This is a genomic window from Achromobacter seleniivolatilans (assembly GCF_030864005.1).
Lineage (GTDB): Bacteria > Pseudomonadota > Gammaproteobacteria > Burkholderiales > Burkholderiaceae_B > Achromobacter > Achromobacter seleniivolatilans.
Map to the genome: position 1 here is coordinate 4,097,526 of NZ_CP132976.1, position 22,155 is coordinate 4,119,680.

23 protein-coding genes and 1 tRNA gene are annotated in these 22,155 nt (G+C 62.2%); 9 read left to right on the plus strand and 15 right to left on the minus strand.

Features of this window, described 5'->3' with window-relative positions; translation table 11 throughout:
• Positions 1-31 precede the first annotated feature (31 nt).
• Complete coding sequence (locus tag RAS12_RS18485; protein ID WP_306937894.1) at positions 32-298, plus strand: hypothetical protein; 267 nt, start codon at positions 32-34, stop codon at positions 296-298.
• Between the two features lie 2 nt (positions 299-300).
• Positions 301-771, plus strand: a complete 471-nt coding sequence (locus tag RAS12_RS18490; RefSeq protein ID WP_306937896.1) for a YaiI/YqxD family protein — start codon at positions 301-303, stop codon at positions 769-771.
• Here the strand turns inward: RAS12_RS18490 and RAS12_RS18495 are convergent.
• From RAS12_RS18495 to RAS12_RS18525, 7 genes are all read right to left on the minus strand, one after another.
• The gene (locus RAS12_RS18495) at positions 765-932 is read right to left on the minus strand and encodes a hypothetical protein (RefSeq protein ID WP_306937897.1); all 168 of its coding nucleotides are present in this window, start codon (positions 930-932) and stop codon (positions 765-767) included. The two genes, RAS12_RS18490 and RAS12_RS18495, sit on opposite strands and share 7 nt — an antisense overlap.
• Before the next feature lie 385 nt (positions 933-1,317).
• A tRNA-Val gene (locus RAS12_RS18500) sits at positions 1,318-1,392 on the minus strand.
• A 62-nt stretch (positions 1,393-1,454) separates the two neighbouring features.
• On the minus strand, positions 1,455-2,177 hold the full coding sequence (gene dnaQ, locus RAS12_RS18505; RefSeq protein WP_306937899.1) for a DNA polymerase III subunit epsilon: 723 nt from the start codon (positions 2,175-2,177) through the stop codon (positions 1,455-1,457).
• Between the two features lie 5 nt (positions 2,178-2,182).
• The gene (locus tag RAS12_RS18510) at positions 2,183-5,281 is read right to left on the minus strand and encodes an efflux RND transporter permease subunit (protein ID WP_306937901.1); all 3,099 of its coding nucleotides are present in this window, start codon (positions 5,279-5,281) and stop codon (positions 2,183-2,185) included.
• 35 nt (positions 5,282-5,316) lie between these two features.
• Complete coding sequence (locus tag RAS12_RS18515; protein WP_306937902.1) at positions 5,317-6,396, minus strand: efflux RND transporter periplasmic adaptor subunit; 1,080 nt, start codon at positions 6,394-6,396, stop codon at positions 5,317-5,319.
• A 178-nt stretch (positions 6,397-6,574) separates the two neighbouring features.
• A complete protein-coding gene (rnhA, locus tag RAS12_RS18520) occupies positions 6,575-7,036 on the minus strand; it encodes a ribonuclease HI (protein WP_306937903.1) in 462 nt (153 codons plus the stop codon).
• Between the two features lie 49 nt (positions 7,037-7,085).
• On the minus strand, positions 7,086-7,865 hold the full coding sequence (locus tag RAS12_RS18525; protein WP_306937904.1) for a class I SAM-dependent methyltransferase: 780 nt from the start codon (positions 7,863-7,865) through the stop codon (positions 7,086-7,088).
• A 20-nt stretch (positions 7,866-7,885) separates the two neighbouring features.
• On the opposite strand from RAS12_RS18525, the gene gloB reads away from it, so the two are divergent.
• From gloB to fabI, 3 genes are all read left to right on the plus strand, one after another.
• Positions 7,886-8,707 carry a hydroxyacylglutathione hydrolase gene (gene gloB, locus RAS12_RS18530; RefSeq protein WP_306937905.1) on the plus strand — a complete coding sequence of 274 codons (822 nt, stop codon included), beginning with the start codon at positions 7,886-7,888 and terminating at the stop codon, positions 8,705-8,707.
• 7 nt (positions 8,708-8,714) lie between these two features.
• The gene (locus RAS12_RS18535) at positions 8,715-10,133 is read left to right on the plus strand and encodes a transglycosylase SLT domain-containing protein (RefSeq protein ID WP_306937906.1); all 1,419 of its coding nucleotides are present in this window, start codon (positions 8,715-8,717) and stop codon (positions 10,131-10,133) included.
• A 117-nt stretch (positions 10,134-10,250) separates the two neighbouring features.
• Positions 10,251-11,036 (plus strand): enoyl-ACP reductase FabI, encoded by a 786-nt coding sequence (fabI, locus tag RAS12_RS18540; RefSeq protein ID WP_306937907.1) that lies wholly within the window; start codon positions 10,251-10,253, stop codon positions 11,034-11,036.
• A 43-nt stretch (positions 11,037-11,079) separates the two neighbouring features.
• Here the strand turns inward: fabI and RAS12_RS18545 are convergent, their stop codons facing one another.
• Positions 11,080-11,478: an OsmC family protein gene (locus tag RAS12_RS18545; protein WP_306937909.1), complete on the minus strand. Its 399-nt coding sequence runs from the start codon at positions 11,476-11,478 to the stop codon at positions 11,080-11,082.
• A gap of 158 nt (positions 11,479-11,636) precedes the next feature.
• On the opposite strand from RAS12_RS18545, the gene RAS12_RS18550 reads away from it, so the two are divergent.
• Positions 11,637-12,332 (plus strand): tellurite resistance TerB family protein, encoded by a 696-nt coding sequence (locus RAS12_RS18550; protein ID WP_306937911.1) that lies wholly within the window; start codon positions 11,637-11,639, stop codon positions 12,330-12,332.
• Positions 12,333-12,381: 49 nt separating this feature from the next.
• Here the strand turns inward: RAS12_RS18550 and RAS12_RS18555 are convergent, their stop codons facing one another.
• The 3 genes from RAS12_RS18555 to RAS12_RS18565 form a co-directional block, all read right to left on the minus strand.
• Positions 12,382-13,368, minus strand: a complete 987-nt coding sequence (locus tag RAS12_RS18555; RefSeq protein ID WP_306937913.1) for a tripartite tricarboxylate transporter substrate binding protein — start codon at positions 13,366-13,368, stop codon at positions 12,382-12,384.
• 76 nt (positions 13,369-13,444) lie between these two features.
• Positions 13,445-14,329 (minus strand): carboxylating nicotinate-nucleotide diphosphorylase, encoded by an 885-nt coding sequence (nadC, locus tag RAS12_RS18560; RefSeq protein WP_306937914.1) that lies wholly within the window; start codon positions 14,327-14,329, stop codon positions 13,445-13,447.
• An 82-nt stretch (positions 14,330-14,411) separates the two neighbouring features.
• Positions 14,412-15,341, minus strand: coding sequence for an NUDIX hydrolase (locus RAS12_RS18565; protein WP_306937916.1), 930 nt, complete (start codon positions 15,339-15,341; stop codon positions 14,412-14,414).
• Between the two features lie 211 nt (positions 15,342-15,552).
• On the opposite strand from RAS12_RS18565, the gene RAS12_RS18570 reads away from it, so the two are divergent.
• On the plus strand, positions 15,553-15,780 hold the full coding sequence (locus RAS12_RS18570; RefSeq protein WP_306937918.1) for a hypothetical protein: 228 nt from the start codon (positions 15,553-15,555) through the stop codon (positions 15,778-15,780).
• Between the two features lie 21 nt (positions 15,781-15,801).
• Here RAS12_RS18570 and RAS12_RS18575 read toward each other — a convergent pair whose 3' ends face one another.
• Positions 15,802-16,743, minus strand: coding sequence for a LysR family transcriptional regulator (locus RAS12_RS18575; protein WP_306937919.1), 942 nt, complete (start codon positions 16,741-16,743; stop codon positions 15,802-15,804).
• Positions 16,744-16,886: 143 nt separating this feature from the next.
• Between RAS12_RS18575 and RAS12_RS18580 the strand changes: the two genes are divergently transcribed.
• Together RAS12_RS18580 and RAS12_RS18585 are read left to right on the plus strand one after the other, a co-directional pair.
• Positions 16,887-17,873 carry a Bug family tripartite tricarboxylate transporter substrate binding protein gene (locus RAS12_RS18580; protein ID WP_306937921.1) on the plus strand — a complete coding sequence of 329 codons (987 nt, stop codon included), beginning with the start codon at positions 16,887-16,889 and terminating at the stop codon, positions 17,871-17,873.
• A gap of 56 nt (positions 17,874-17,929) precedes the next feature.
• Complete coding sequence (locus tag RAS12_RS18585; protein WP_306937922.1) at positions 17,930-19,204, plus strand: hypothetical protein; 1,275 nt, start codon at positions 17,930-17,932, stop codon at positions 19,202-19,204.
• Between the two features lie 19 nt (positions 19,205-19,223).
• Here RAS12_RS18585 and RAS12_RS18590 read toward each other — a convergent pair whose 3' ends face one another.
• The 3 genes from RAS12_RS18590 to RAS12_RS18600 all read right to left on the minus strand — a co-directional run bounded on the left by RAS12_RS18590 (position 19,224) and on the right by RAS12_RS18600 (position 22,147).
• A complete protein-coding gene (locus RAS12_RS18590; protein WP_306937923.1) occupies positions 19,224-19,874 on the minus strand; it encodes a DsbA family oxidoreductase in 651 nt (216 codons plus the stop codon).
• A 95-nt stretch (positions 19,875-19,969) separates the two neighbouring features.
• Positions 19,970-21,160 carry a CaiB/BaiF CoA transferase family protein gene (locus tag RAS12_RS18595; RefSeq protein ID WP_306937925.1) on the minus strand — a complete coding sequence of 397 codons (1,191 nt, stop codon included), beginning with the start codon at positions 21,158-21,160 and terminating at the stop codon, positions 19,970-19,972.
• Positions 21,161-21,175: 15 nt separating this feature from the next.
• Positions 21,176-22,147, minus strand: coding sequence for a Bug family tripartite tricarboxylate transporter substrate binding protein (locus tag RAS12_RS18600; protein WP_306937927.1), 972 nt, complete (start codon positions 22,145-22,147; stop codon positions 21,176-21,178).
• Positions 22,148-22,155: the final 8 nt, after the last annotated feature.

Consider the following 22,155-nt stretch of genomic DNA (forward strand, 5'->3'; position numbering starts at 1 on the left):
CTTATGATTGCGATCCTAATCAGGAATTCTCATGAATAAATTCGATCTTCAAAAAACCCAGGCCCTGAAGCTGGCTGGCCAGCTCAAGCAGTCCGCCACGCCGGACCGCTTCGGCACCGCCTCGCAGACGCCGGACCGCCGCGAACAACGCAAGCTGGATCAAGCCGCAGGCCTGGTGCCGTTTCCGCTGAAGCTGTCGCAAGAGCACGCCGACAAGCTGCGCGCCCTGGCTGCCGAACGCGGCGTGTCCACCAATGACATCGTGGCTGAAGTGCTGCAAAAAGCGCTGAGCGCCTGAGCATGCATATCTGGGTCGATGCGGACGCTTGTCCCGTGGTGATCAAGGACATCTTGTTTCGCGCCTCGCAACGCTGGCAGGTGCCGCTGACCCTGGTGGCCAATCAGCCGCTTCATACGCCCCCGTCGCCGCTGATCCGCGCAGTGCAAGTGCCGCGCGGGTTTGATGTGGCCGATGCGCACATTGTTGAACGGGCTGAAGTTGGCGACCTGGTCATTACGGCAGACATTCCGCTGGCCGCTGAAGTACTGGAGAAAGGCGCCATGGCGCTGAATCCGCGCGGTGAGCGCTACTCGCCCGAAACGATCCGGGAACGGCTGGCTGTGCGGGACATGATGGAAGAACTGCGTGCAAGCGGCGTGGACACAGGCGGCCCGCCCTCGTTCAGCCAGGCGGATCGCAAGGCGTTCGCCAATCAGCTGGATACGCTGCTGTCTCGGGTGGCGCGCCAGGCGCCCCCAAAGAATCAATAAAAGGTGATGTAAGCCTTGTATATGATGGTGCCGATGGCCGTGATTAAGCCCACGCCCATCAATCCCATCCCGATATTGCGGTCGCGCAGCCCGAAACCGACCAGCATCAGCGCCACGCCCGTGACAATGATGATCAACATGGTATTCGTGTGGGGGCCCATAGACTCCTCCTGTTTGCGTCAGCAATGCCGTACTGGGGACTGCCATACACAATGATAAACAGGCGCAGACGCGATGAAACGCAATCGCCAAGAGCGCGCTTGAGTCAAATCAAGCTAAGAGTAAAGAATGTGGCCGGTGGCGGCAACGAGATTGCCCCAACAAACTCAAGCAGGCGCGAAAACAAAAAAGCCAACCGTTAAGGTTGGCTTGGTTGTGTTGAACCGGTGTTATCCGATTCTTAGACTTGCTTTCACTCTTGCTTTCTTACCCAATTTCCACTTGTAGTAGACATACATTCAAGCTTTGTTGCTGTACTGCCGAGCGGTCACTTTATCTACCGTACCGCTGTGCATCTTGGCTTTAGCGCTGCCTCTCAAGGGTCTTTGGTGGGTGGTACAAGTTTCGAACTTGTGACCCCTGCCGTGTGAAGGCAGTGCTCTACCACTGAGCTAACCACCCTGAAAGAGGCGAAATAATAGCATGTTTTTTAAAACGTGCGCAAGTCGCTTCGCAGAAAACAATCAGCCGGCTGCAACCGGCGCATCCAGCTTGCGCCACACGCATTCGCCGCCCACCGATTTATCCAGCGCGACCAGGTAGGTCTCGTGTTCAGCAAGCTCGTCCGCGCTTGCCGTCAGCACCGGCAAGCCCGAGGCGTCGAACTTTGCCAGCACGATGCCGTTGCTGCCCGCGCCGTCGTTATCGTCTACATCGATCAACAGCGCGTCCTGCCCGCGTGTCATGGCCAGCCAGACTTCCGCAAGCAATTGCGAGTCAAGCAAGGCGCCGTGCAAGGTCCGATGGGCGTTGGAAATGCCGAAGCGGTCGCACAGCGCATCCAGCGAGTTGCGCTTGCCTGGGAACAGCGAACGCGCGTGCAAGAGCGAATCGGTGACCGTCTCGCAATACTCGGTGATCGGGCCGCGGCCCGTCTTCGCAAGTTCGGCGTTGAAGAACTTCACGTCGAACGCGGCGTTGTGCGCGATCAGTTCGGCGCCCTGGATGAACTTGACGAATTCATCGGCCACCTCGGCAAAGCGCGGCTTGTCGGACAGAAATTCCGTCGTCAGGCCGTGCACCGCCAACGCCTCGGGGTCGCTGTCGCGGTCCGGGTTCAGGTAGATGTGCAGGTTGTTGCCCGTGGACATCCGGTTGACCATTTCCACGCAGCCGATCTCGACGATGCGGTGGCCCTGGGCAGGGTCCAGTCCGGTGGTTTCCGTGTCAAAGATGATCTGGCGCATAAATACTATTCCGACGCTTGAGCTGGCGAGGCCGGCGGCGTGTGCGGAGGATGCGCTTCGCTGCCGGCATGGCCGGGTTTCTTGCGTGCAGTGGCAATCAGCGTGTAGGCCACCGGCACGACGAACAAGGTCAGTAGTGTACCCAGCATCAGGCCGCCGACCAGAACCCAGCCGATCTGCTGGCGGGATTCCGCACCCGCGCCCGTCGACAGCGCCAGCGGCACGGTGCCCAGCACCATGGCCCCGGTTGTCATGAGAATCGGGCGCAGCCGCAGCACACTGGCCTCGGTGACTGCGGCGAACAGTTCCTTGCCCTCGTCGCGCAGCTGGTTCGTGAATTCCACGATCAGGATGCCGTGTTTGGTGATCAGTCCCACCAGTGTGATCAGGCCGATCTGGCTGTAGATGGACAGCGTGCCGCCCGTGAGCCACAAGGCCAGCAGCGCTCCGGTCATGGACAACGGCACGGACAGCATGATGATGAACGGGTTGCGCCAGCTTTCGAATTGCGCAGCCAGCACCAAGTAGATAAACGCCAGCGCCATGCCGAAGACCAGGTAAATGCTGCCCGACGAATCGCGGAATTCTCGCGACTGGCCGTCCAGGTCCGTCACGATCGTGTTGGGCAGCACGTCGCGCGCCACCTGGTGCATGTGGGCCAGCACTTCGCCCAAGGCATAACCCGGCGCTACCGCAGCGTCGATCTTTACGGCGCGCAGACGGTTGAAGTGGTTCAGCGATTGCGGCGACACGCCTTCGTGTACGCCCAGCAAATTGTCCAGCTGCACCATGCTGCCGTCGCGAGCCCGCACGTAGATGCCAGAGATATCCGTAGGATTGGCACGGTCGCGCGGCGTGACCTGCACGATCACGTCGTACTGTTCACCCTCGTCTTTATAGCGGGTCACCTGACGCCCGCCCAGCATGGACTCCAAGGTGCGGCCCACGGTGTCGACATTGGCGCCCACGTCGGCCATCTTGTCGCGGTCTACCCGCACGCGCAGTTCGGGCGTGTTCAGGCGCAAATCGGTGTCCAGGTTGAGCAGGCCGGGATACTTGCGCAACTCGGCCAGGAACAACTCCGTCAGCCGCGACAGCTCTCCGTACGACGCCTGGCTCATGATGATGAACTCCACCGGCTTGGAGCGCGCAGACTGGCCGAGCGACGGCGGATTGGTCGGAAACGCCCGCACGCCGGGCAACGATGCAAACTGCGGCTGCAACTGCTGCGTGATGGCCTGCTGCTTGCGGTCGCGTTCTTCCCAGGGTTTCAAGCGCAGAATGGCAGTGCCGTCCGTCACCGTGGGAAAACCCACCGTGACCTGGTTGCCACTGGCCTCGGGGATCTCGGAGTAGAACTTCTCGATGCCCAGCATGCTGTCCAGCGTGTAGTTCAGCGTCGCGCCTTCCGGCGAGCTGACAATGCCAAACACCACGCCACGGTCTTCGATGGGCGCCAGTTCGCTTTTGACCACTTGGAACAGCACGCCGCTGCCTGCCGCCACCGCCACGCCTATCGCTACAACCAGCCAACGATGGCGCAAGGACGCGCCCAGCAGGCGGCGGTAGCCATTGCTCATGGCGTTGAGCCAGCCTTCAATCAGGTTGTACCAGCGGCTATGGCTGCTCTCGTGGCGCAGCAGCACCGAGCACATCATGGGCGTCAGCGTCAGCGCGACAAAACCCGACACCAGCACCGCGCCGGCCAGCGCCAGCGCGAACTCAATGAACAGCCGCCCGGTGCGCCCCGTGGCAAACGCCAGCGGCGCATACACCGTGACCAAGGTCATGGTCATGGCAACCACCGCAAAGCCGATTTCCTTCGAGCCGCGCAAGGCCGCTTCCTTGCGCGGCATGCCCTCTTCGATGTGCCGGTAAATGTTCTCCAGCACCACGATGGCGTCGTCCACCACCAGGCCAATCGCCAGCACCATGGCCAGGAGCGTCAGCGTATTGATCGAAAAACCAAAGAAGTACATCAGCGCGCATGCGCCCACCAGCGACACGGGAATCGTGACGATGGGAATGATGCTGGCGCGCAGGTTGCGCAAAAAGAAGAAGATCACCAGCACCACCAAAACGATGGCTTCGCCGATGGTGTGGAACACGGAATCAATGGAACGCTCGATAAACACCGACGAGTCATACGCGATGTTCAGCTTCATGCCCGCAGGCAGGTTCTCGTTCAGGCGGTCCACTTCCTGACGCGCTGCCTTGGACAGTTCCAGCGGGTTGGCGGTGGATTGGCGCGTCACGCCGATGTTGATGGCCGGCTTGCCGTTGAACCGGGATAGCACGCGGTCGCTGGCGGCGGCGATTTCCACCTTGGACACATCGCGCAGACGCACGGGGTAGCCCTTTACGTTCGCCACGATCACGTCTTCGAATTGCGCGGGCGTTTGCAGATCGGTGGACGACACCACCGAGAACTCACGGGCGCGCGATTCGATCCGGCCTGCCGGGATCTCGACGTTCTGGCTGCGCAGCGCGGCCTCTACGTCCTGAACGGTCAGACCGTAGGCAGCGAGTTTGTCGCGATCTACATAGATACGCATCGACGGCAAACGTTCGCCGAACACACGGACTTCGGCCGCGCCAGGCAACACCGACAAACGCGTCTTGATATAGCGGTTGATGTAGTCAGACGTCTGAATCGCCGAGAACGTGCCCGACTCTACCGCGATGTAAATGATCGGCTGGGAATCCGCCTCGACCTTGCCGATGATGGGTTCGTCGATTTCATCCGGCAGGAAGCGGCGCGCGCGCGATACCTTGTCGCGCACTTCTGCCGCGGCGGCATCCGGATTGCGCGACAGATTGAACTTGATGTTGATCAGGCTGCGTTCCGATCGGCTGCGAGACGTCATGACGTCCACGCCCTCGATGCCCGCCAACTGATCTTCCAGCGGCTTGGTCACCTGCGATTCGATCACCTCGGGCGATGCGCCCTTGTAGGTGGTGTCCACGGACACAATGGGCTCATCGATCTTGGGATACTCGCGCACGGTCAGCCGCGAGTAGGAGATCAGGCCGATCAGCACGATGATCAGCGACAAAACCGACGCAAACACCGGCCGCTTGATGCAGGTTTCCGAAATACGCATGGTGCGCCGCCGCTAAAGAAGATGAAAAGCCGGCGTCACACGCCGTTCAAGACGGTCACGGCGCCGCCGTCCGTCACGCGTTGCATGCCCGCGACCACAAGTTGATCGCCCTCGCCCACGCCAGTCAGGATTTCGACGAGGCCTTCGCGGCGCTCGCCTATCGTGACTTCACGCCGCTCTGCGCGGCCGTCCTTGACTCGATATACATACTGAACCTGGCCAGAGGGCGACAACGCGGCTTCTGGCACGACCAATGCGCGGTCCAAATTGAACTGCAACTGCACCCGCGCAAACATGCCGGGGCGCAGCACCGCGTCTTTATTGTCGACCGTGGCCCGCAGCAAGATGGACCGCCCGCCCGCATCAATCAGCGGGCTGACCGCGTAGACCATGCCTTGCCGTTCCTGCCCGGGCAGCGCATCCAGGCGCAAGGTCAGCTGTTGCCCCACGCCCACCTTGCTCAAGTACATTTCCGGCACCCGGAAGTCCACTTTCAGCGGGTCGATCGCTTCCAGCGGCGCCAGGTCCTGCCCTTGATTGACGTAGTCGCCCACCGACACGCTGCGCAGCCCCACAATGCCGCCAAACGGGGCAGAGATGGTCAGTTTGTCCAGCCGCGCCTGTGCCAGCGCGACGGCAGCTTCCTGGACTTTCAGCGTGCTGGCGGATTCGTCGCGAGCCTGTTGACTGACAAAACCCTTGCCCTGCAACTCCACTGCGCGCCGGTAGTGGCTTTGCGCCAATGTCAGATTGGCGCGAGCCTGCGCCAGTTCTGCGCGCGGCACGGAATCGTCCAGCCGAATCAAGACCTGCCCACGCGCAACCGGCTGCCCTTCTTTGAATTCAATGGACTGAATGCGGCCCGCCACTTCCGGCCGCAACACAACGGATTCATCCGAACGCAGACTGCCCACAGCGGACAAGCCTCGCGCAAAAGGGATTTCCTTCACGATCGCCACGGCAACCCGACTTGGGCCAGCGGGTGTGACAAGCGGCTTATCGGAGGTCTGAGTGGGGGAGGCGCCGGGCGCGAGCCAACGCGGCACAAATACACCGAGTGCGGCCCCCGCGGCCAACCCGGCCGCGACGGCGGCCAGCAGTACAGCTTTTTTCATGCGCGAATGTGGCGGTATTGCGGCGCGGGCCGAGCATGCCCCACTCGGACGACGCCACAGGAACAGGTATGAGGGAAGGCACTTTAGCACCCGAATTTACATACTGGAACAATCCAGAAGCCGGATGAAAGAACTAAATCAGCCCCTAGGGCTGATTTGAGGGTTTATCCCGATGTCTTCAGCCCCGCCGGGCCGACTCCACGCCCATATTGGCCAATTGATCGGCCCGTTCGTTGCCCGGATCGCCCGCATGCCCGCGCACCCAGCGCCAGGACACCTGGTGGCGTTGCACTTGCTCATCCAGCGCCTGCCAGAGTTCAACGTTTTTTACCGGCTTCTTGTCCGCCGTCATCCAGCCGCGCCGCTTCCAGTTGGTCAGCCACTCGGTCATGCCTTTCATCACGTACTGCGAGTCAGTGTGTATCGTGACGACGCACGCACGCTTCAACGCGCGCAGGCCTTCGATGACCGCCAGCAGCTCCATACGGTTGTTGGTGGTTTGAAGTTCGCCGCCGTGCATGGTTTTTTCATGGCCGCCCGCGCGCATCAGCACGCCCCAGCCGCCCGGACCGGGGTTGCCTTTGCAGGCTCCATCCGTCCACATCTCTACTTTCTGGTCGTTCGCTTTGTTGTCCTGCATGGTGCTGCTTGGATTTCCTTGTTCGTGCAAAGTGATTCCGGCCGGCCGCTCAAGAGGGGTCAAAGCCGTCGTCCGCCTGGCGGTTGACCACCACGGACGCTGCGCGCGCGCGCTTCGGCTTGGTCTTCCAGGCAGGGCCGATGATACGCATGCCGGCCACGCGCTTGACGGCCGACACCATGTAGACCGCCCCGCCCAGGCTCCACCAGCGGGCGCCGGCCGATTCCAGAAAGCCCCAGCGTTGCAGCCATTTTTCGCTACGGCAGGCGGGTGCATAGCAGCCAAAATGGCTTTCTTTGACTTCCAGCGACAGCAGCTTGAACCAATCTTTCAGCCGCTGCGACGACACCTGGGACGACGGCGGCTGGGGCAGCCAGGGTTCCATGCCGGGCATGCGCGTGCGCGCGCCCCACATGCTCCAGGGGTTGAACCCCGAAATCACGACGCGCCCTTCCGGCACCAGCACTCGCTCGACTTCGCGGAGCACGTTGTGCGGTTCCAGCGTGCATTCAAAGGCATGCGGCAGGACTAGCAAGTCCACGCTCTGGGACTCAAACGGCAGGGCCTCGGGCTGCGCAATCACAACGCGGGACTGCCAGCCGGTAGTATTTTCGGGCGTTGGCGTTTCGGTGCCGACATAACCTTTGAAAGGCATGCGGTTGGCGCGCAGCAGATTCATGTCGGCCAAGCCGACCTGCCAGGCGTAATATCCAAACACATCCGCGACAGCCGCGTCGAACTGGGCCCGCTCCCAGGCCAGGGCGTATTGCCCCGGTGGCGTCTGGAACCATTCGGCCAGTTCTACAATCGGCGGAGTATCTTCTGCCACGTTCTATTCCTTCAGATCTCATGCAAGCCTTGACCGCCCCCGCAGGCGGCCGCGAGCGCCAAGCCGCGGTTTTGCCTCTACCCGCTTTCTCCGACAACTACATCTGGGCCATCGTGCACGGCGAAAATGCCGCCGTGGTGGACCCGGGCGAAGCCGGTCCGGTACTGAAATGGCTGGAGCAAGAAGGCTTGAAGCTGCGCGCCATTCTACTCACGCACCATCACGGCGACCATGTGGGCGGTGTGCTTGAATTGTCACGCATCGGGGACATTACCGTATATGGTCCGGCGCGGGAACGCCTGCCGCGTTGTGACGTGGCGCTCAAGGAAGGCGACCGCGTCGCCCTGCCCGATCTGGACCTGGACCTGCGGGTGCTGGACGTGCCCGGCCACACCGCCGGACACATCGCCTACACCGGCCGCGCGGCCGGAATAGAACCCGTCCTATTCTGTGGGGACACCCTGTTTGCGGGCGGCTGCGGCCGGCTTTTCGAGGGAACTCCCGCGCAAATGCTTGATTCTTTGGAAAAATTTTCCGTTTTACCGCCAGATACACAGGTTTTTTGCGCGCACGAGTACACTCTAGCGAACTTGCGCTGGGCACTGGCTGTGGAACCCGCCAATCGCACCCTGCAACAGTGGTATCAGCGAGCCCAGCAATTACGAACGGAAGGAATTCCCACGCTTCCATCGACCATCGGTCAGGAACGCGAGACGAATCCGTTTTTGCGTACGCAGCAAGTCGACGTCGTTCGTGCCGCAGCCAGCTGGGCCGGACGCACCCACCCTACGCCGGTAGAGGTTTTTGCCTCCCTTCGTGAATGGAAGAACGATTTCAAGTGACCGCCCGATGAATCTATCCCGACTCCTTCTGCCAGTGCTGCTGGCAGTCCTCGCCGGTTGCGCAGGAACCAAAGCCCCCGATAGCAAGAACCTCACTACCAATTCCCAAGGGCGTTACATCGCCCGGGACACGTCAAGAACGGTTGATCTGACCAACCCGCCTGCCGACGCCTGGGACCGCATCCGCCGCGGTTTCGCCATTCCCAACCTGAACACCGACCTCTCCCGGCAGTGGACCGACTATTACGCGTCCCACCCCGAGGCCGTTCAGCGCATGGCGGAACGCGCAGGGAAATACCTGTATTTCATCGTGGACGAGATCAATCGCCGCGGCCTGCCGACAGAACTGGCCCTGCTGCCGTTTGTCGAAAGCGCCTACAACCCGACCGCGCTGTCGCGCGCTCAAGCCTCGGGCCTGTGGCAATTTGTGCCGGCAACCGGCCAGCACTTCAACCTGAAGCAAGACTGGTGGCGCGACGAACGCCGCGACCCCATCGCCTCGACCAACGCGGCGCTGGACTATCTGGAAAAGCTGTTTGAAATGCAGGGCGACTGGTATCTGGCGCTGGCGTCCTACAACTGGGGCGAAGGCTCCGTCCAGCGCGCCATGGCCAAGAACGAGAACGCCGGTCAGCCGACCGACTATCTGTCCCTGAACATGCCGGACGAAACCCGCAACTACGTACCCAAGTTGCAGGCCATCAAGAACATCATTGCCGACCCGCAGCGCTACGCGGTGGCGCTGCCCCCCGTGGGCAACACGCCGTACTTCGTCACGGTGCAAAAGAATGGCGATATTGATCAGGAAATCGCCGCCAAGCTGGCCGAAATGCCGCTGGACGAATTCAAAGCGCTGAACCCGTCGTTCAACCGCCCGGTCATTCGCGCCGATCATGGCCCCACCCTGTTGCTGCCGGCTGACCGCGTTGAGATCTTCAACGCCAATCTGACGAACTTCAAGGGCGACCTGAGCGCCTGGAAGGTTTATCACACGCGCCGCGGGGAATCTTTTGCGTCGATCGCCAAGCGTTTTGGCGTGACGGAATCCAAGCTGCGTGAAACCAACGACATCGGCTCGCGCCAGAAGTCGGCTTCCGGCCAATCGCTGCTGGTGCCCGGAGACCCAGGCACAGGCGGCGTGCAGTTGGCATCGCTGGCGCCCCCGGTTGGCGCATTGGAATCTGCACCGTCCGACAACAAGGCTGCCGCCCCGCGCAGCCGCGCCACGCCAGCCCCCGCGGCTCGTGTGTCGGGCGCCCGTCCCAATGTTCGTACCCACAAGGTCCGCCAGGGCGACACGCTGTTTTCGCTGGCCAAGCAATACGGCACCTCGATCGACGCGCTGCGCGCCCTGAACAACCTGAAGGGCAATGCCCTGAAGGTCGGCGCGCAACTGCGAGTCCCGGGTACCAACGCCCGCGGCTGATCACAATATCGACGACAGAACGGCGCCCCTGCGGGCGCCGTTCTTCTAAGTCCCCCGGCGCCGCCAAATTCCTTAAAATGGGCGGTCTCCAGCAGGGCAAAATCAAAGGAAAAATATATGGGCTTTCTCGCCGGCAAGCGCATCCTGGTCACCGGGGTGCTTTCGAATCGATCCATCGCCTACGGCATCGCTCGCGCCTGTCACCAGCAAGGCGCCGAACTGGCGTTCACGTATGTGGGCGACCGGTTCAAAGAACGCGTGAGCGAATTCGCCGCCGAATTCGGCAGCAAGATCGTGCTGCCTTGTGATGTGGCCGAAGACAGCCAGATCGAAGGCGCCTTCACGGAATTAGCGCAGCATTGGGACGGTTTGGACGGCTTGGTGCACTCGATCGGTTTTGCCCCGCGCGAAGCCATCGCCGGCAATTTCCTGGACGGCTTGTCGCGTGAAGGTTTCCGCATCGCCCACGACATTTCCGCCTACAGCTTTGCCGCCATGGCCAAGGCTGCGCTGCCGTTGATGGAAGGCCGCAACGGTTCCGTGCTGACGCTGACCTACCTGGGTGCGGAACGCGTAGTGCCCAACTACAACACGATGGGCCTGGCCAAGGCATCGCTGGAAGCCAGCGTGCGTTATCTGGCCACGGCGCTGGGTCCCCGCGGCATCCGCGCCAACGGCATTTCGGCCGGCCCCATCAAGACGCTGGCCGCAAGCGGCATCAAAGACTTTTCGGCCATCCTGAAGTTCGTGGAAGCCCAGGCCCCGCTGCGCCGCAACGTCACCATCGAAGACGTGGGCAACGTCGCGGCTTTCATGCTGTCGGATCTGGCTGCCGGCGTCACGGGTGAAATCACCCACGTGGACGGCGGGTTCTCTACCGTTGTTCCGGGCATGGAAGACTGATCTTTCTTGCAGGCGGGGCATCGCGCCCCGCCCGGCCGGCACCTCAGTCCGGCCGCACAATCAGAGTGGACACCTGCACGTCCACCGCAGTCATCAGCTTGTGGATCGGACATTTCTCGGCCACCGCCAGCAGCTCGTCAATCTGGGCATCCGACAGCTCGCCATGCAAGGTGAGCTTGGCCGTCAAGCGGTAGACGCCTTTGCGCTCTTCGCTGGCATCCCGCACCACCTCCACCCCTACTGATTCCAGCGGCAGCGCCTTGCGCTGCGCGTAGACCATCAGCGTCATGGCCTTGCAGCCGCCCAGCGCGGTATCGAAATAATCGTGGGGATCGGGGCCTTCTCCCACAGGCTGGGGCATGGCCAGCGGCAGGTCGTGCCCTTCGGCAGTCGCGGTGAATTGCAGGGCGTTGGGCGCATTCTGGCGGACGCGGATGCTCATGAATCGTATCTCCGGGAGATGGGCGTCCGGCGCGGGCGCCCCATTCGACGTTGTAGCACCCGCGGCCCCTTCCTAATGCTGACTGTAAGCTGAACTTTTTTCGGCTCTGTCAGTCAGATATCCCAATCCGTAATTCACGCACAGACATAGGGGGCCACATGAGCGCCAGACAACTTCTTGATCAACTATTGCAGTCCGGCCAAGGCCTGCTGTCCGACGCCACCAGCCGCGTCCAGAACGCCACCGGCGGGTCTTCGGGCGGCGGCAAGGGTTCGTCCTTTCTTTCCGGCCTGGGCGGCGGCGCATTGGGCGCCGGGGCGCTGGGCTTGCTGATGGGCAGCAAGAAAGCCCGCAATATCGGCGGCAAGGTTGCCATGTACGGCGGCATGGCCGCGTTGGGCGCGTTGGCCTATCGCGCCTATGGCGACTGGCAGCGCAACCAGGCTGGCGCACCCGCCGCGCCGCCGCAGACGCTGGACCGCCTGCCCGCCCCCGAAGCCGAATTGCACAGCTCCGCCGTGCTGACCGCCATGATCGGCGCGGCCAAGGCCGATGGCCATATTGGCCCCGAAGAGCGCGCACTGCTGGAAACCGAACTGGCCAAACTATCCACAGACGCCCAAGACCGCCGCTGGCTTGAAACCGAGCTGTCGCGCCCGCTGGACCCCAGCGCCGTAGCGCAGTCGGCAAAAACACCGGAAATGGCAGCCGAAATGTATTTGGCCAGCCTGCTTGTCGTCGACGAAGAAAGCTATATGGAACGCGCTTATCTGGACGAACTGGCCCGTCAGCTCAAGCTTGCGCCCGGCCTGAAAGAACAGCTGGAACAGCACGCCAAAGCCGCCGTCGCCTGATCAGGTAAAGGCGGGGGCCAAACGGTCCCTGCCTCCCGTACAGCCACACTTAGTCCGCACGCAGCCCGATCGATTCGGTCAGGGCGGTGTAGCGGTCGATGTCGGCGTTAATCATGGTCTGAAATTCACGGGGCGTGCTGCTGGCAGGCGTGAAGCCCTGTTCGCGCAACGAGGCCTGTACCTCCTGACGCGCCATGATCTTCGCCACTGCGGCATTCAGCTTATCGACCACGGCCGGTGGCGTGGCCGCTGGCGTCAACAAGCCATGCCACTGATCCAGCGCGTAACCGCGCACGCCTAGCTCTGCCACCGTGGGTACGGCAGGCAACAGCGGCGAGCGAGCAGGTGAAGTCACGGCCAACGCCCGCAGTTTGCCCGCCGCGATCAGCGGTCCAGCGCTGGACGCCGTCACAACCCCCATCGCCACCTGCCCCGCCATCACATCGGTCAGCGCGGGGCCGCAGCCCTTGTACGGCACATGCTGCAATATCGCGCCCGTCGAGCGGGCCAACATCTCGCCCGCCAAGTGCTGCGGCGTGCCATTGCCGCAAGACGCAAAGGCCAGTGGCTTGCCCGCCTGCGCCGCCGCCAGCGCATCATCCAGCTTTTGCAGCGGCGATGCGGCCGGCACAACGAATACGGACGGTACAAAGGCTACGTTGATAACGGCCGCGAAATCCCGCTTGGGGCTGAATCCCAAGTTGCGGTAGACGCCCGGATTGATCGCAAACGAACTGTTCACCATGAGCAGCGTGTAGCCATCGGGCGGCGCTTCCGCAACGATGCGCGCGCCAATATTGCCGCTGGCGCCGGGCCGGTTTTCCACCACTACCGGCTGGCCCAGTTGTTCTTGCAGGCTGGCGCCTATGCGCCGCGCCAGCAGGTCGGTGCCACCACCAGGCGGAAACGTGACGACGATGGTGATGGGATGGGACGGATAGGCCGCGTCGCCAGACGCTTCGCCTGATGGCGAATTGCCGCAAGCCGCCAAAGACAGCGCCAGCAGGGAAAGGGACGATCGAAGCAAACGTTTCATGATGCGGACTTGTATGCGCCGTTGCCGCGCTCAAAGCGCGTGCGATGGCAGAAGCCGGGCGGACCGGCGTAGGGACTCAGGCGTCCAGGCCAATATCCAGCACCTTGGCGCTATGCGTCAGCCAACCCACTGCGATCTGATCGACGCCAGTAGCGGCGACCTCTGCCGCCGTCTCGGGCGTGATCCGGCCCGACGCTTCCGTAATTGCCCGGCCGCGCGCCATACCGACCGCGCGGCGCAGATCGTCCAGGCTCATGTTGTCCAGCAACACCACATCCACACCCAGGGACAGCGCCACTTCCAGCTGCTCCAAGGTATCCACTTCCAATTCGATCTTGACCATATGGCCAATGCCCGCCCGGGCGCGCTGCACCGCCGTCGCGACGTCACCAGCCAAAGCGATATGGTTGTCCTTGATCAGCACAGCGTCATCCAGGCCGAAGCGATGATTGCTGCCGCCGCCGACGCGCACCGCATATTTCTGCACGGCGCGCAGCCCCGGCATGGTCTTGCGCGTGCAGGTAACGCGAGCGCCATAGGCCGAAATAGCCCGTGCGATTGACGCCGTGGCGCTTGCCACGCCGCTCAAATGGCACAGGAAGTTCAGCGCCACGCGCTCGGCCGTGAGCATCGCCCGTGCATTGCCGCGAATTCGCGCAATCTCGGTGCCCGGCAGCAGATCGCTGCCATCGCGCTGCGACACCGCGAATTCAATGGCCGGGTCCATCACCCGAAATGCCAGGCGCGCCATATCCAAACCGGCCAGCACCCCTGCTTGACGCGCAACCAGCCGAGTCTCTGCAACCGCGTCGGCGGGCACGATGGCATCCGTCGTCAGATCGCCGGCGCGGCCCAGATCTTCCAGCAAGGCCGCGCGCACCAGCGGCTCCAGCATGACGTCCGGCAAAGGGGGAACAGCCAGGCGAGAGGCGGTCGAGGGCGCTTCGGCAATAATGCTCATTTTGAGTATTTGTGAGTTAAAAAAAGGCGCGCAAGCATTGCGCACCACTTATGCTAGAGACGAGCATAATCATTGTCAAGCATCAAAGCGCGCGAGACAGCGGCAACTTGCTGCCGGCGATGGCGCGTTCCAGCAGCACGTCACGTCGAAACCGGAATAGTTTTGCAGGCCGGCCAGCTGTGCCCGTTGCCATTTCCCCCGTCTCTTCGACCAACGCCTGCTGTTCAATCAGCCGGCGGAAATTCTGCTTGTGCAGCCCGCGGCCAGCCAGGGCTTCCACGGCCAGTTGCAGTTGCAGCAACGTGAACTGCGCCGGCATCAACTCAAACACCACGGCCCGGTACTTGATCTTGGCTCGCAAGCGCGCCATGCCCGTGGCCAGGATGCGGCGATGGTCGTGACGCATCGGCTCCCCAGGCAACACGGCCTTGCCACCGCCGCGCCGAGCGGCTTCGGGCACCAGACCGGCCTCAAACAGCAGCTCATAACGCTGCAGCACCATGTCCTCGTTCCACGCGGCCCCTTCCAAACCGAACGTGATGGCGGCGCGCTGATGGCGGCGCGTGCGCACTGCGGCGTCAGCGCTGTCTTCACACCAGGCGGCCAGTTGCGGCACGATCTGTTCTTCGACCAGCGCCGGGGTGCCCGCGCGGCGGTCTTCCCACGGAAAGTAGCGATACCAGTCTTGCCAGCCCACTTGGGCCACGCCGGTCTCGCCCGCCTCTCGCGTCAGCCCCAGATAGCTGACCGACATAACCCGTGCACCTGACTCGTCGGAGCGGTCGCCATCAGCAAAGGTGTACAGCTGTTCGACATAACCCAGCGGATGATGCGTCTGCGTTTCCACCCAGGCCCGCAAACCGGCCTGCAGGGACCGGTGCGACAGCTCGAACGGCCCTGCCGGCAAGGCGCGTGCGTCATCCGTCGTCAGCACGCGTGGCTCGCCGTTGGTAACGGCGACAAGGACGGCGACGAGTTCGGTATGGACGGAGCGTTCGACAGAATCAGTCAAGTTAGGCGTATGAAAACAAAGAAAAAGCTGAAAAACTGCGTGCCGGCTGGCTGCATGCGCAGGACGAACCGGATTATAAGGTTCTGTCCCTGCAACAGCCCCTTGCAAACGTGACATCCGGGTCGCCCTCGCGTCCGCGCGAAGCGCCTAAGATAAAAGCTGAATCCAGGCGCGTCGCCATCCTGGGACGCCCGCAAGCGGAGCAGCCAACATGTTGAAAACCGCCCCAGACACCCCCACCACGAAACCCGCCAGCGAAGAAAAACCCCAGGCCGTCGATCCCCGCAAGGGCACCGGCATCATGCCCATGCCAGACCAGAGCAAGATGGTCGCTGGCATGCCCAGGCGCGGCCGCGCCATAGAAGAACCAGGCGACCCCGGCGTCATCACCCCCGAAGACGATGTGCTGGACACGTCGTACGAGAACCGCAAGGGCTAAACCCTAGCCGCTGGCGGCAGATCAACTTTGCACAGGCGTTGCGGCGATGCGCTCTGCTGGCTCGCCCGCGCCGAAGGCCTCAAAGCACCGGGCCAGAATATCGGCGAACGCCTCTGTCACCACGGAAGGCGCGATCTGCGCCGGATACGCCATATTGACCTTCACCGGCAATTGCGGGGTGAAAGGCCGGATGGCAAGCTGCCCCGCGAACACGCGTGCGATGTACGCGTTGACCACCCCCACCCCGTTACCCGCTGCGGCAAGCGCACAAATGGTCGACGAATAGGTCGTCTCGATTTCGCCCTGCGGCTGCACCGCCTGGGCGAGCATCGCGCCGCGCAATTGCTGATGCACGTCGTCATCAGCGTTCAGCACCAGCAGCCGGCGCGCATTCAAGTCGCCGACATCAACGGCTTCCTGTTGCGCCAGCGCGTGGTCGGGCCGCATGACGCACACCGCTGAACTCGCGTGCAGCGTACGCAGCGACAGGTTCGCGTCGTCCAGCGCGGCTGTGGTGATCACAACATCGTAGGTGCCATGCAGCAGCCCTTCGCGCAGGTATTGGCTGCCGACGGTCTGCATATTGATGTGTACATCGGGGTAGCGCTGCAGGAATTCTTCCAACGCCGCAGGCATGACGCCGAGTCCCAGCGCCGGGGTGCAGGCCAGCCTCAGCACGCCGCTACCGCTGCGCCGCATTGCCGCCACGCGGTCCTCAATACGCTCCAGGCCTGCGAAATGGCGCTTGACGGTGTCGAACAGATCCTTCGCCTCACGCGTGGGACGCAAACGCCCCCGATCCAGATCGAACAGTTTCACGCCGCAGGCCTGCTGGGCCTGCGCCAGCAGCCGGCTCACGGACGGTTGGGTTGTGCGCAGCATTTGGGCGGCGCCCGTGGTGGTACCGGCCAGCATGACCGCGCGAAAGGCTTCTATCTGGCGAAAGTTCAGTGGCCGGCTCATAAGGTCTCAAGGTATAGCAATCTTGCATAGGCTATGACTAAAAAAGAATTTTTTCAAATACCAGACCTTTCCTACACTCGGTTTTCCAAGGACGCCATCAGACGCGGCCGCGACGACATCCTTTCGATTGGGGAAATACCATCATGACTGCACATTCCTGGCGCCGCGCCCTGCGCTCGCTGTTCCTGGCGCTCACATCCGCGGCGCTGCCGCTCGCCGCTCATGCACAAGCCAACTACCCCGACCGGCCGCTGCGTATCGTGGTGCCTTTCACGGCTGGGGGCAGTTCGGACATCCAAGGCCGCTTGTTGGCGGAACACCTGGGCAAGCTGTACGGGCAATCCGTGGTCGTGGAAAACCGCCCGGGCGCCGGAGGGCATATCGGCGGCAAATTCGTCGCGGACTCGGGTCCTGACGGCTACACCTTGCTCCTGGGTTCCATCGGTCTACATGCCACTTACGGCGTGTACAAATCGCTGAACTATCGGCCCGCCCAGGACCTGAAACTGATCACCATCGTGGCGGAAATGCCGCACGTCGTCGTCGCGACGCCCGGGTTGAGCGCCAACACGCTTGCCGAGCTGACCGCACTGGCCAAGGCCAAACCCGAGACCGTGCACTTTGGCTCCGCCGGAGTCGGCTCGTCCGTGCATATGGTGGGCGAGCTCTACAAGATGGCCGCACAAGCGCCGATCGTTCACATTCCTTATCGCGGCAGCTCCGCCGCCACCAACGATCTGCTCGGCGGGCAGATTGAACTGCTCTTTGAAAACGTACCCACCACCATTGGCTATATCCAGACCAACAAACTCAAAGCCCTGGCCATCACCGGCGCCACCCGCTCACCCGCATTGCCCGATGTGCCCACCGCTGCGGAAGCGGGATTGCCAGGCTTGACGGTCACGTCCTGGACGACACTTGCGGCCAGCAAAGATGTGCCCGATGCGCTGATCGAGAAGATCAGCGCCGATCTGCGGCGCGTCTATGCCGATCCGTCGTTCCGCGCAGGGCTGGAAAAGCTGGGGATGACGCCTGTGGGCAATAGCCCGGCAGAAGCCCGCGAGTTCGTCGAGCGCGAGCGCGCCCGCTGGAACAAGGTCATCGAAACCGAGCGCATCACCGCCGGCTGATGCCGCCGCCGCCCGCATTTCTATCCTGAACACCGCCTCACCCAAGAATGCCATCCATGAATCGTTTGATCGCCACGCCCGTTCCGTGCCGCCGTTTGGGCGCGCGCCCGCACCATCATTTCTTCGGCTACTACAACAAGACCGTCTGGCATCGTGATGGCCGATACATTTTGGGTAACCGCACGCCCATGATGGACGCGGTACTGACGCCTGAATTGCGGGCCGAGGTGGGATATTTCGACAGCCAGGACGGCGACCGCTATTACGCAGTGGGCAGCACTACCGCATGGAACTGGCAGATGGGCTGTCAACTACAGTGGTTGGACGGCGCGGCGTCGCCGCAGATGATCTACAACTGCCGCAACGACGACGACAGCGGTTTTTACCCCGGCCTGCGCTCGGCGATTCACGACATCGCCACAGGCCAAACACGCTATCTCCCGCTGCCCATCTACGTCGCCGCGCCCAACGGCCGATACGCGCTATGCGTGGACTACCGCCGGCTATACATCACGCACCAGACGATCGGCTACAGCGACACGGTCGCCCCCACTGTCACCAACGCACCCGCCGACGACGGCATCCATTCGCTGGATCTGGATACCGGCGCGCACCGCATGCTGGTCAGCTATGCAGACCTGCGCAACTTCCATCCTCGCGCCTCGATGGAACGCGCCATCCACTGGGTCAGCCACATAGAAGTGAACCCGTCTTCGTCCCGCATCCTGTTCCTGCACCGCTGGACCGAGCGAGTCAAAGACGAGACATGTTTTCTGCATCGCCTGATCACCATGAATGCCGATGGCAGCGACATGCGGCTGCTGGAATGCTCTGACCATCCCCTGCCGCAGCTGGCCGACGACTTCGACCCCAACGCCGTCGGTACCTTCGACTACGAAAAATCGGAATACCAGATTTCGCACCCGCTCTGGCGCGACGACCACTCCATCATCGTCTGGGGGCCGCACGCTGGCAGCATTCACTACCACCTGTATGAAGATGCGCCGGACGGACAGGTGCAGGTCGTGGGCGATGGCATCCTGACCGAAAACGGGCATATGAGCTTCTCACCCGCCGACTCGCGATGGCTGTTAAGTGACACCTACCCTGACGACGTCACCCATGAACGTATTTTGTTCATCTACGACATGCAGACCGGCCAGCGCCACGATCTGGGCAGCTTCTACGCCGACCCTGGCCTGTCCAAAGAAAACCGTTGTGACCTGCATCCGCGCTGGAGCCGCGACGGCATGCAGGTATGTATCGATTCCGTACACGAAGACGAGCGGCAGATGTACGTGCTGGACGTCGCCGCGATCGTGCGCGGATAACGCGGCAGCGCCGGTCGCGCTAGCTTTCCTGCGCGACCTGGCGCAACGCCTGCTCGAAAGCTTCGGGCGGCTGGCCGCCTGACACCAGATACTGGCCGTTAAGAATGACTGACGGCACCGACGTAATTCCCCGGTTGCGCCAGGCGTCTTCTTCGGCGCGTACGTCATCGGCGTAGCGGTTGGACGCCAGCACTTCGCGCGCGGCAGACTCGTCCAGGCCAGCGTCGCGCGCCGCCTGCGCCAATACCTCTGCATCGCTGGTGTCGCGATTCTGATGGTGATACATATCCAACAGACTTTTCTTCATTGCGATCTGCTGCGTCTGGCCCTGCAGGCCAGCCCAATGAATCAGCCGATGCGCATCAAACGTATTGAATGAACGATTGTCCTCGGCCATGCGCATGGGCATACCGACCGCGGCGGCGCGCTCGCTGATCACCTTGCGATTCGCCTGCACCTGTTCCCGGTCGTAGCCGTACTTGGCCATCAAACGCTCGATGGTGTTCTGCCCGCCACCAGGCATGTCGGGGTTCAGTTCGAACGGCCGGAAATGCAGCTCGACGTCGACTTCGCTATCAAGCCGGCGCATGGCTTCCAGCAAACCGCCCAGTCCCACTGCGCACCACGGGCACGCAACATCGGACACGAAATCGATATGGATCTTGGCCATGGGGTCTCTCCGGAATGATCTGCTGACGCCGCCGTCCGTGGCCGCATCAGCAGAGAAAAATGATAGTCAGCAATCCAGAGAGTAAATCAAACCCACTAGCCAGACGCGAGGCCCTGGCTGCCCTGCCGATTCGCGAGTTCATTCAGCTCGCGCAGAATTTCTTCGGTGTGCTGTCCCAGACGAGGGGCCATGCTCCCTGCCTGTAGCGGCGTGGCGGACCAGCGCGCCGTGGGAACCATGCCGCGATACCAGTTGCCGTTGTCGTCCTGATAGCGCTGAACCACGCCATGGGCCGGCGCTTCCAAACGATCGATCAACGTCTCCAAATCCTGAGCTTGGGCCGCAGGAATATCGGCGCCATTGAGCAATTGCAGCCAGGTCGCGGTCGTCTGCCGGGCCATCTGTTCGTCGACAAAGGCATATACCTCGTCGATATGGCGTGTGCGGCTTGCCATGCTGCGAAAGCGCGGATCTTCATCCCACAAGTGCCCGGCTCCCGCCAAACGCAGAAAGTCTTCCCAATGCCGGTCGGTATAAACAATGGTGCTGATCCAGCCATCCAATGTCTTGTACGGGCGGCGATAGCGCGACAGCAGACGCGGGTTACCGGGCGCTGCCAGCGCAGGTTCAAACGTAGCCGCGCCCAGGTGGTCAGCCAACACAAACGACGCCATCGTCTCGTACATCGGCAGCTCGATGTATTGCCCGGCGCCGTCGCGGCCCCGCTGCAATAGCGCTGCCAACACCGTTTGCGCCGCAAACAGACCCATCGTTTTGTCCGCAAGATTCAAAGGCAGGTAGTGGGGTTCGCCCCCACCGGCACGCGCCACAAGATCGGGCAGCGCCACCATGCCTTGGATCAGATCATCGTAGGCAGGGCGTCCCGCATCCGGCCCATCTTCGGCAAAGCCCGACAAAAACACGTATAGAAGCCTCGGGTTGTAAGCACGTAACGTGGCCCAATCCAGGCCGAGCTTTTGTAAAGCCCTGCCTCGCATATTGGTAATGAATACATCTGCGGATTCCACGGCGCTGCGAAGAATGCCGAAGGACGCATTCACCTTCAGGTCCAGGCACAGACTGCGTTTGCCGCGATTCAGGTTCAAAAATACCGGACCCATGCCAGCTTCGCGCGCAGGTCCCATCTCGCGCATGATGTCGCCTTCGGGTGATTCCAGCTTGATCACATCGGCGCCATACTCCGCCAGCATCTGCGTGGCGTAGGGGCCCATGATGACGCTCGTCAGGTCCAGTACCCGCACGCCGCTCAAGGGAAGTTGGCTCATATCACCCTCTCCTTGTCACTGCACCACGATGTGCGCGTCACGCACGATATCGCCCCACTTGCGAATCTCGGCGCTCACATACTCCCGAAAGCGGGGCGCATCCAGCTCGCCCGGTGTCGTGCCCTGTTCGGCAAGCAGTTTGACAAAGACCGGCTCGTGCATCGATGTTCGCGCAAGCGAGTTCAACCGGTCGATCAGCGCAGGCGGCGTGCCGGCAGGCGCATAAAAGCCGATCCAGATTTCTGTTTCGTAGCCGTCCACGCCTTGCTCGGCCACCGTGGGCACAGCGGGCAGCATGGGATTGCGGTCGCGCGTGGACACAGCGATGGCGCGCAGCTTGCCGCTCTGCACATACTTGATGGCGGTCAACGCATCCACGAACGACGCCTGAATCTGTCCACCCAACAGATCGTTCAACGCCAGCGCCGTGCCCTTGTAGGGCACATGCAATAGCGGGGCGCCGCTACGGCTGGCCAGCAGTTCGCCCGACAGATGAGTCGTGCCGCCCACGCCGGATGAGCCATAGCTCAGGCTGCCCGAACGCCGGGCGTAGGCCAGCAGCTCCTGGAGATTCGCCGCCGGTACCGTGGGGTTCACGACCAACACGTTAGGCGTACGCGCCAACATCGCAATTGGGGTGAAATCCTTTTCGGTATCGTAGGGCAGCTGCTTGGTGACGGCAGGATTCACGACATGCGCGGTTGTCGTGACCAGCAGCGTGTATCCATCACCCGTTGCGCGCGCCACCTTCTCAGCGCCAATAACGCCACCCGCGCCCGTGCGGTTGTCGACGACCACTGGCTGCTTGAATTCACCTTGCAGCGTCTTGGCCAATTGCCGCGCCAGCACATCCGTCATGCCGCCCGCGGCGAACGGCACAACCAGGGTGATGGGCTGGGAAGGATAGTCCGCAGCGTGCGTCATTGCGGTAATGAACACGGCGCATGCGCCTGCCACCCAATTTTTAATGCGTAATTTCTGATTCATTTTTTTGT